Origin of the sequence: Mycolicibacterium fallax (assembly GCF_010726955.1) — a bacterium.
Lineage (GTDB): Bacteria > Actinomycetota > Actinomycetes > Mycobacteriales > Mycobacteriaceae > Mycobacterium > Mycobacterium fallax.
Map to the genome: position 1 here is coordinate 2859693 of NZ_AP022603.1, position 8391 is coordinate 2868083.

Annotated in this window: 10 protein-coding genes and 2 tRNA genes; 9 read left to right on the forward strand and 3 right to left on the reverse strand. The window is 69.4% G+C overall.

From position 1 onward, the window contains the following. Positions 1 to 41: 41 nt before the first annotated feature. From gyrA to G6N10_RS13665, 6 genes are all read left to right on the forward strand, one after another. Entirely contained in the window at positions 42 to 2543 is a 2502-nt protein-coding gene (gyrA, locus tag G6N10_RS13640) for a DNA gyrase subunit A (protein ID WP_085092933.1), read from the forward strand. Between the two features lie 39 nt (positions 2544 to 2582). Continuing rightward, entirely contained in the window at positions 2583 to 3434 is an 852-nt protein-coding gene (locus G6N10_RS13645; protein ID WP_179962838.1) for a DUF3566 domain-containing protein, read from the forward strand. A gap of 56 nt (positions 3435 to 3490) precedes the next feature. After that, positions 3491 to 3564 (forward strand) — tRNA-Ile (locus G6N10_RS13650). A gap of 175 nt (positions 3565 to 3739) precedes the next feature. Next, a tRNA-Ala gene (locus tag G6N10_RS13655) sits at positions 3740 to 3812 on the forward strand. Between the two features lie 83 nt (positions 3813 to 3895). After that, complete coding sequence (locus G6N10_RS20470) at positions 3896 to 4384, forward strand: hypothetical protein (RefSeq protein ID WP_234810426.1); 489 nt, start codon at positions 3896 to 3898, stop codon at positions 4382 to 4384. Positions 4385 to 4416: 32 nt separating this feature from the next. Then, positions 4417 to 4722 (forward strand): hypothetical protein, encoded by a 306-nt coding sequence (locus tag G6N10_RS13665; RefSeq protein WP_085092931.1) that lies wholly within the window; start codon positions 4417 to 4419, stop codon positions 4720 to 4722. On the opposite strand, the gene cwsA is transcribed toward G6N10_RS13665, so the two are convergent. Continuing rightward, on the reverse strand, positions 4723 to 5145 hold the full coding sequence (gene cwsA / locus G6N10_RS13670; protein ID WP_085092929.1) for a cell wall synthesis protein CwsA: 423 nt from the start codon (positions 5143 to 5145) through the stop codon (positions 4723 to 4725). Between the two features lie 262 nt (positions 5146 to 5407). Here cwsA and G6N10_RS13675 point away from each other — a divergent pair, with 262 nt between their 5' ends. Next, entirely contained in the window at positions 5408 to 5953 is a 546-nt protein-coding gene (locus G6N10_RS13675) for a peptidylprolyl isomerase (RefSeq protein WP_085092927.1), read from the forward strand. A 77-nt stretch (positions 5954 to 6030) separates the two neighbouring features. Here the strand turns inward: G6N10_RS13675 and G6N10_RS13680 are convergent, their stop codons facing one another. Beyond that, positions 6031 to 6477 (reverse strand): PH domain-containing protein, encoded by a 447-nt coding sequence (locus G6N10_RS13680; protein WP_085092925.1) that lies wholly within the window; start codon positions 6475 to 6477, stop codon positions 6031 to 6033. Positions 6478 to 6573: 96 nt separating this feature from the next. Beyond that, positions 6574 to 6855: a cell division protein CrgA gene (crgA, locus tag G6N10_RS13685; protein WP_085092923.1), complete on the reverse strand. Its 282-nt coding sequence runs from the start codon at positions 6853 to 6855 to the stop codon at positions 6574 to 6576. A gap of 96 nt (positions 6856 to 6951) precedes the next feature. Here crgA and G6N10_RS13690 point away from each other — a divergent pair, with 96 nt between their 5' ends. Continuing rightward, positions 6952 to 7695 carry a DUF881 domain-containing protein gene (locus G6N10_RS13690; protein ID WP_085092921.1) on the forward strand — a complete coding sequence of 248 codons (744 nt, stop codon included), beginning with the start codon at positions 6952 to 6954 and terminating at the stop codon, positions 7693 to 7695. A gap of 36 nt (positions 7696 to 7731) precedes the next feature. Continuing rightward, entirely contained in the window at positions 7732 to 8391 is a 660-nt protein-coding gene (locus G6N10_RS13695) for an aminodeoxychorismate/anthranilate synthase component II (protein ID WP_085092919.1), read from the forward strand.

Sequence of the window (8391 nt, forward strand, 5' to 3'; positions counted from 1 at the left end):
CGCGCATATCGAAACTCACTAGAGACGTAACCGAGGAATAGATGACAGACACCACGCTTCCGCCCGGAGACGGCCCCGCCGACCGGATCGAACCGGTCGACATTCAGCTGGAGATGCAGAACAGCTACATCGATTACGCGATGAGCGTGATCGTCGGGCGCGCGCTGCCCGAGGTCCGCGACGGCCTCAAGCCGGTGCACCGCCGGGTGCTGTACGCCATGTACGACTCCGGCTTCCGGCCGGATCGCAGCCATGCCAAATCCGCCCGTTCGGTGGCCGAGACGATGGGTAACTACCACCCGCACGGCGACTCGTCGATCTACGACACCCTGGTGCGGATGGCCCAGCCCTGGTCGCTGCGCTACCCGCTGGTCGACGGTCAGGGCAACTTCGGTTCCCCGGGCAACGACCCGGCCGCCGCCATGCGCTACACCGAAGCTCGGCTTACCCCGCTGGCGATGGAGATGCTGCGCGAAATCGACGAGGAGACAGTCGATTTCATTCCCAACTACGACGGCAGGGTGCAGGAGCCGACGGTTCTGCCGAGCCGGTTCCCGAACTTGCTGGCCAACGGCTCCGGCGGCATCGCCGTCGGCATGGCCACCAACATCCCGCCGCACAACCTGCGCGAGCTGGCCGAGGCGGTCTACTGGTGCCTGGAGCACCACGAGGCCGACGAGGAGGCCACCCTCGAGGCGATGATGGAGCGGGTCAAGGGACCCGACTTCCCCACCCACGGGCTGATCGTCGGCTCCTCGGGCATCTCCGATGCGTACCGGACCGGCCGCGGCTCGATCCGGATGCGCGGCGTGGCCGAGATCGAGGAGGACAACCGCGGGCGCAGCTCGCTGGTCATCACCGAGTTGCCGTACCAGGTCAACCACGACAACTTCATCACCTCGATCGCCGACCAGGTGCGCGACGGCAAGCTGGCCGGCATCTCCAACATCGAGGACCAGTCCAGCGATCGGGTCGGCCTGCGCATCGTCGTCGAGCTCAAGCGCGACGCGGTGGCCAAGGTGGTGCTGAACAACCTCTACAAGCACACCCAGCTGCAGACCAGCTTCGGGGCGAACATGCTGTCCATCGTCGACGGGGTCCCCCGGACCCTGCGGCTGGACCAGATGATCCGCTACTACGTCGCCCACCAACTCGACGTCATCATCCGCCGGACCACCTACCGGCTGCGCAAGGCCAATGAGCGGGCCCACATCCTGCGCGGCCTGGTCAAGGCCCTCGACGCCCTCGACGAGGTCATCGCGCTGATCCGGGCGTCGGCGAACGCCGACGTGGCCCGCAGCGGCCTGATGGAGCTGCTCGACGTCGACGAGATTCAGGCCCAGGCCATCTTGGACATGCAGCTGCGGCGGCTGGCCGCGCTGGAGCGCCAGCGGATCATCGACGATCTGGCCAAGATCGAGGCCGAGATCGCCGACCTGGAGGACATCCTGGCCAGGCCGGAGCGCCAGCGCGGCATCGTCCGCGACGAGCTCGTCGAGCTGGTCGAGAAGTACGGCGACGACCGGCGGACCCGGATCATCGGCGCCGAGGGCGAGGTGACCGACGAGGATCTGATCGCCCGCGAGGACGTCGTCGTCACCATCACCGAGACCGGCTACGCCAAGCGGACCAAGACCGACCTGTACCGCAGCCAGAAGCGCGGCGGCAAGGGCGTGCAGGGCGCCGGACTCAAGCAGGACGACATCGTGGCGCACTTCTTCGTGTGCTCCACCCACGACTGGATCCTGTTCTTCACCACCCAGGGCCGGGTGTACCGGGCCAAGGCCTACGACCTGCCCGAGGCGTTGCGGACCGCACGCGGCCAGCACGTGGCGAACCTGCTGGCGTTCCAGCCCGAGGAGCGCATCGCGCAGGTCATCCAGATCAAGAGCTACGAGGACGCTCCGTATCTGGTGCTGGCGACCCGCAACGGGCTGGTGAAGAAGTCGCGCCTGACCGACTTCGACTCCAACCGCTCCGGCGGGATCGTGGCGATCAACCTGCGCGACGGCGACGAACTGGTCGGCGCGGTGCTGTGCTCGGCCGAGGAGGATCTGCTGCTGGTGTCCGGCAACGGCCAGTCGATCCGGTTCTCCGCCACCGACGAGGCGCTGCGGCCGATGGGCCGGGCCACCTCCGGTGTGCAGGGCATGCGGTTCAACGAGGACGACCGGCTGCTGTCGCTCAACGTGGTCCAGGAGGGCACGTATCTGCTGGTGGCGACGTCCGGCGGCTACGCGAAGCGCACCGCGATCGACGAGTACACCGTGCAGGGCCGCGGCGGCAAGGGCATCCTGACGATCCAGTACGACAAGCGCCGCGGCGCGCTGGTCGGGGCGCTGATCGTCGACGACGACAGTGAGCTCTACGCGATCACCTCCGGGGGCGGGGTCATCCGCACCACCGCGCGGCAGGTGCGCAAGGCCGGCCGCCAGACCAAGGGCGTTCGGTTGATGAACCTCGGCGAGGGCGACACACTGATAGCGATCGCCCGCAATGCCGAGGAGTCCGAGGACTTCGATCCGGCAGCCGATGGCGAGTAACCACTCGGCACCGTCGAGCGGCAGACACGAGGGAGCAGCGTGACGTCACCGAATGAGTCCGGATCGACGACGCCGTCGGAACCCGCCGGCGGCAGCGGGCAGCGGACGGGTGAGCACGCCGCCCGCCCGGTGCCCCGGCCCGGTGAGGCCGGCGCGCCGGTGCCGCGGCTGACCGAGTCCGGCGAGGCGCCGCCCTGGCAGCGCGGTTCGGGACGGGCGCAGACCTCGGGTCCGCGCCCGGTCGCCGAGCCGGACGCCCGGGCCAAGGCCCGGGTGACCGCGCACACCGGCCCGGCCGAGCCCAAGCGGCCCGCCGCCGACGCGGAGGGCGCTCGCGCCGAGGCCGGCCGCCCGGACGGTGCCCGTCCGGAGCCTGGACGCGCGGAGGCGACCCGCGGCAAGGATTTCGGCAGTGAACTGCCGGACCTGTCCGGTCCGCGGCCGGTCCGCAAGCCGGCGGCCGACCGGGAGCAGGAGTCCTCGCGGCCGGCCGGCCGACTTCAGGTGGGTGCGCGGTCCAAGACCTCCGGTCCGGTGCGCGCCAGCATGCAGATTCGCCGGATCGACCCGTGGAGCACCCTGAAGGTGTCGCTGCTGCTGTCGGTGGCGCTGTTCTTCGTCTGGATGATCGCGGTGGCGATCCTCTACCTGGTGCTCGGCGGCATGGGGGTGTGGACCAAGCTGAACAGCAACGTCGGCGACCTGCTGAACAGCGCGGGCGGGACCGGCGGTGAACTGGTCTCGGCGGGCTCCATCTTCGGTGGGTCCCTGCTGATCGGCCTGGTGAACATCGTGGTGCTGACCGCGCTGGCGACCATCGGGGCCTTCGTCTACAACCTGAGTACCGACATCGTGGGCGGAATCGAGGTCACCCTGGCCGACCGGGATTAGCCGGTTTGGTCGCGGCCAACGTGTGCGGTAATCTCGCTGCGCGGTTGTTCGCAAACGGGCCTATAGCTCAGGTGGTTAGAGCGCTTCGCTGATAACGAAGAGGTCGGAGGTTCGAGTCCTCCTAGGCCCACCGGCTTTCGCCGGCGGATTACCCCGGCACGAAAGGTCCCCGTGACTGCGCTGATACGGATCCTCCTCGCGGCGGTGGTAGCGGTCGGGGCCGCGGTCGCGTGGTCACGATTCCGCGGTGAGGTGTGGCACTGCATCCCCGAGGAGACCGAACAGCCCGCCGGTCGGCGGGTCGAGGGGCCTTAGCTCAGTTGGTAGAGCGCTGCCTTTGCAAGGCAGATGTCAGGAGTTCGAATCTCCTAGGCTCCACAAGTAATCGGCGGTGCTCGACGCCCGACAGGCTTGTCACCGAACCCGGCACAGCCGGCCCGTCGTCCGATAGCGTTGCGGACATGACTCGTAGCGCAAGCACCCGCATCCTCGGTGCGGCCGTCGGTGCCCTGGTCCTCGGCTTCGGCGGGGTGGCCTGCGGCACGAGTAACGACGAGCCGGAGCCGACCACCTCCACCACGACGACCAGCCCGTCTGCCGCGACGACCGTCAGTACGGCGCCGGCCGCCCCGACGGCGACCGAGACCGCCACCGGCACCCCCACTCAGACCGTGACGGTCACCTCGACGGTGCCGATGATGCCGAACCCCAACGGTGACGGCACCGAGGTGCCGTGCGAGGGCACCATCTGTACCAATCCCAACCACGGCGCGGGCACCGATCCGGCCGAAAACGGTGGCGCGGAGATGCCGAACCCCAACGGCGACGGCAGCGAGGTGCCGTGCGAGGGCACCGTCTGCACCAACCCCAACCACGGTGCCGGCGACCCCGAGGATGGCCCACCGGAGCCCGGCCAGACCGAGTTCACCGGGCCCGACGACGGCAATTGAGCGGCGGTGCGTCCGGCACGGGCCTGGCGGCCATGAGGTACGTCGGTGGTGTCCTGGGCTGGGCGGTGGTGGCCGCGGCGGCGGCGACGCTGGCCGGGTGCGGCGGGCAGACGTCGGGCGCCGGCCCGGTGCTGCCGCAGCGCCCCGACAACACCTCGGTGACCTTCCCATCGGCGACCACGCCGACGCTGCCGTGTAATGAGAAGGTCTGCATCAGCCCGGCCCCGCGCACGCCCAACACCGCGCGGCGCACCGCGACCGCCACGAAGAGCGACACGGCCGCCACCGAAACGGTGACGGTGACCGAAACGGCCCCGGCGACGTCGCCGCGGCACTGACTAGGGCCGCGGATCGACCTCCACGCTCGGCGGCAGCGGTGAGGGCTCGGGCTGCTGCGAGCGGCGGATCACCGTGACGGCGATCGCCGCCCCGGCGAGGGAGACCAAAGTGATGCCGGCGATCAGGCCGATGCGGCGCACCCGCCGGGACTTGCCGGCCTGTGTGATGGCCTCGGGCAGACCGGCCACCACCTCCTGGGCGGCGGAGAGCTCCTCGGACACCAACTGCTGGGCGACCTCGATCTGGCGGTGCAGTTGCGCGCGCTGCAAGCGAACCTGGGCGTTGGCGGTGGCTGCTCGCGCGCTGGCCACACCCAGCCCGACGATGCCGCGGCCGATGTCAACCGGGCCCATCGCGGTATTGGCCAGGCCACGGGTCAGTCGCCGCCCGGGCGTCAGCCGGGCCTCCAAGGTCGAAGTCATCCGCCACACCCTTCCTGCCGTCACTGCACTGCTTGCTCACCCTGCCACCCGGCAGGACGATTTGGGGCGGAACAGTTTTCAAACCCACCTCTGGGCGGATGGCACAGCGCCAGCACCGGATAGATCGCGAACGCGTTGAGCGCGGGCTCGGACCGCACTGCCCATGGTGCCTCACCGGCCGCGGTCAGGCCGATATTTCGCCTCCCGGGCGATGGCAACTCCGGATAGCTGGTGGACCTGTGCGCCGTCTGCGGGCGGCCGGGTGGCAGACTGTGCAGCCGTGACCAGTCCCATTCAGACCGCAACCGCCACGCTGCACACCAATCGCGGCGACATAAAGATCGCGCTGTTCGGCAACCATGCCCCCAAGACCGTCGCCAACTTCGTCGGCCTGGCCCAGGGCACCAAGGAGTACACCACCGAGAACGCCTCCGGCGGCAGCTCCGGACCGTTCTACGACGGCTCGGTGTTCCACCGGGTCATCGACGGCTTCATGATCCAGGGCGGCGACCCGACCGGCACCGGCCGCGGCGGCCCGGGCTACCGGTTCGCCGACGAGTTCCACCCCGAGCTGGTCTTCGACAAGCCGTACCTGCTGGCGATGGCGAACGCCGGGCCCGGCACCAACGGCTCGCAGTTCTTCGTCACCGTCGGTCAGACCCCGCACCTGAACCGTCGCCACACCATCTTCGGTGAGGTTGTCGACCCGGAGTCGCAGAAGGTCGTCGACGCGATCGCCACCACCGCCACCGACCGGTCGGATCGGCCCGCCGAGCCGGTGGTCATCGAGTCGATCACCATCGCCTAGGCACCGAGCAGCACTGTCGCGAGCGCTCATCGCGGTACGGATCCCGACGGAAACCCGTACCTCGGTGAGCGCTCGCGCTATTTGGGCGGACGCGGCGCGCGGGGTGCGGCGTAGCCGGCGGCGGTCAGCGCGTCCAGCACGGCGATCGGGTCGGTGCCCAGATCCCAGCGGGTGTAAACCCGCAACCATTCGCCGGCGGCCTCCAGCTCGAGCATCCGCTGCCGACGGCCGAACCGTCGGAACTCGGTGACCCGGATCAGCTCCAGATCTTCCCGGGTCAGGGTCTGCGCGCCGAACCAGCCGCGCAGCACCAGGCCGTCGGCGGTGATGGCCAGCGTCGGACGGGACCGCCAGGTCGCCGCGGCGAACAGCAGCAGGCCCGAGCCCACCAGCACAGCCAGCCACTTACCCGGCTCGTCGGTGACGAGCGTCAGCCCGCAGGCCAGCAGCGCGGCGCCGCCGACACCCAGCGCGACAATGCTGGCTGGGGCCGGCGCCCACTCAGTCTGTCCGGCCGCGGCCATCGCTGTCCCCAATCCGTCGAACCGACTTATCCACAGCGGTTATCCCCAATGTGGATGAACTACACGCATGTGATTGTGCAGGTGGCAGCGCTGCGGTCACCGCCACCGCATGGTCAGCAGCAGCCCGGTGATCATGAAGGCGAACGCGATCGCGTAGTTCAACGCGCCCAGGTCGGCCATCCACTGCAGCACCGCGGGCACGTCGAGGCCGCTGGCGCCGAGCTGGAACACGATCAACCAGAGCAGGCCGAACAGCATCAAACCGATGAACAGCGCGACAAACCACACGCTGGAGGGCCCACTCTTGACCTTCACCGGGGTACGGCTCACCGACCTGACGGTGAAATCTGTCTTCTTGCGGACCTTTGACTTGGGCATGGCTACCTTCGCGACTGGTGCACCGGGTGCGAGGATGGAATCCTTACGAGACTAACGCAGCGCCGTACCCAGCGAGAATTCCACTCCGGAGGCCCGATGACCCCGCCGCGCCGATCACCGTGGCGATTCGGCGTCCCGGTGGTCTGTTTGTCGGCCGGTTTACTGCTCGCGGCCACCCACGGGGTGTCCGACGGGGCAGACATCCGGCGCAGTGATGCACCCCGGTTGGTGGACCTGGTTCGTGACTCCCAGCGCTCGGTCGATCGCCTGACCGACGAACGCGATCGGCTGGTCGGCGAGGTCGACAGCTTCCACGGCCGCTCCGCCGACGCGGCGCTGGCCGCGATGAAGCTCCGGTCGGCCGAACTGTCCGAGGTCGCCGGGCTGGACCCGGTGCACGGTTCCGGGCTGGTGGTGACCCTGACCGACGCCCAGCGCGACGCCAACGGCCGCTTCCCCCGCGACGCCTCCCCCGACGACCTGGTCGTGCACCAGCAGGACATCACCGCGGTGCTGAACGCGCTGTGGAGCGCCGGAGCCGAGGGGATCCAGATTCAGGACCAGCGGCTCATCGCGGGCTCGTCACCGCGCTGCGTCGGTAACACGCTGCTGCTGGGCGGGCGCACGTACAGTCCCCCGTACACCATCTCCGCGGTCGGCGACCCCGCCGCCATGCAGGCGGCGCTGGCCGCCGCTCCCCTGGTGACGCTGTACCGCCAGTACGTGGTGCGGTTCGGGCTGGGCTATCGCGAGGAAGTCCGCGACAACCTGCAACTGGTCGGGCACGTCGAGCCGGTGCGGATGGCCCACGCGGTGCCGCTGGGCCCCATCCCCTACTGAGAATATTCGGTGGTGCGCGGGCGGTAACCTGGGTCCGTGCAGATCTTGGTCGTCGACAACTACGACAGCTTCGTGTTCAACCTGGTGCAGTACCTGGGCCAGTTGGGCGTGACGGCGCAGGTCTGGCGCAACGACGACGAGCGGTTGGCCGACCCGGCCCGGGTCGCCGCGGAGTTCGACGGGGTGTTGCTGAGCCCCGGGCCCGGAACCCCGGAGCGTGCCGGCGCGTCCATCGCCCTGGTCCGGGCCTGCGCGGACGCCGGTACCCCGCTGCTCGGCGTGTGCCTGGGGCACCAGTCGATCGGGGTGGCCTTCGGTGCCACCGTGGACCGCGCCCCCGAGCTGCTGCATGGCAAGACGAGCACCGTGTTCCACTCGAATGTCGGTGTGCTGCAAGGACTTTCCAGTCCCTTTACCGCAACCCGGTACCACTCGCTGACCATCCTGCCGGACACCGTGCCCGCGGTGCTTGAGGTCACCGGCGCCACCGAGGGCGGCGTCATCATGGCGGTTCGGCACGTCGACCTGCCGATCCACGGGGTGCAGTTTCATCCCGAGTCGATCCTCACCGAGGGCGGCCACCGGATGCTGGCCAACTGGCTCGGCTACTGCGGGCAGCGCCCCGACGAGGCGCTGGTGGCCCGGCTGGAGGACGAGGTCCGCGCGACCGTGGCCGCCGCGACCGCCCACGCCTGA

Bases quoted from the DNA above. Each gene is read 5' to 3' on its own strand.
- gyrA (WP_085092933.1), top strand. From the start codon at position 42: ATGACAGACACCACGCTTCCGCCCGGAGACGGCCCCGCCGACCGGATC.
- G6N10_RS20470 (WP_234810426.1), top strand. From the start codon at position 3,896: ATGACTCGTAGCGCAAGCACCCGCATCCTCGGTGCGGCCGTCGGTGCC.
- G6N10_RS13665 (WP_085092931.1), top strand. From the start codon at position 4,417: ATGAGGTACGTCGGTGGTGTCCTGGGCTGGGCGGTGGTGGCCGCGGCG.
- cwsA (WP_085092929.1), bottom strand. From the start codon at position 5,145: ATGACTTCGACCTTGGAGGCCCGGCTGACGCCCGGGCGGCGACTGACC.
- G6N10_RS13680 (WP_085092925.1), bottom strand. From the start codon at position 6,477: ATGGCCGCGGCCGGACAGACTGAGTGGGCGCCGGCCCCAGCCAGCATT.
- crgA (WP_085092923.1), bottom strand. From the start codon at position 6,855: ATGCCCAAGTCAAAGGTCCGCAAGAAGACAGATTTCACCGTCAGGTCG.
- G6N10_RS13690 (WP_085092921.1), top strand. From the start codon at position 6,952: ATGACCCCGCCGCGCCGATCACCGTGGCGATTCGGCGTCCCGGTGGTC.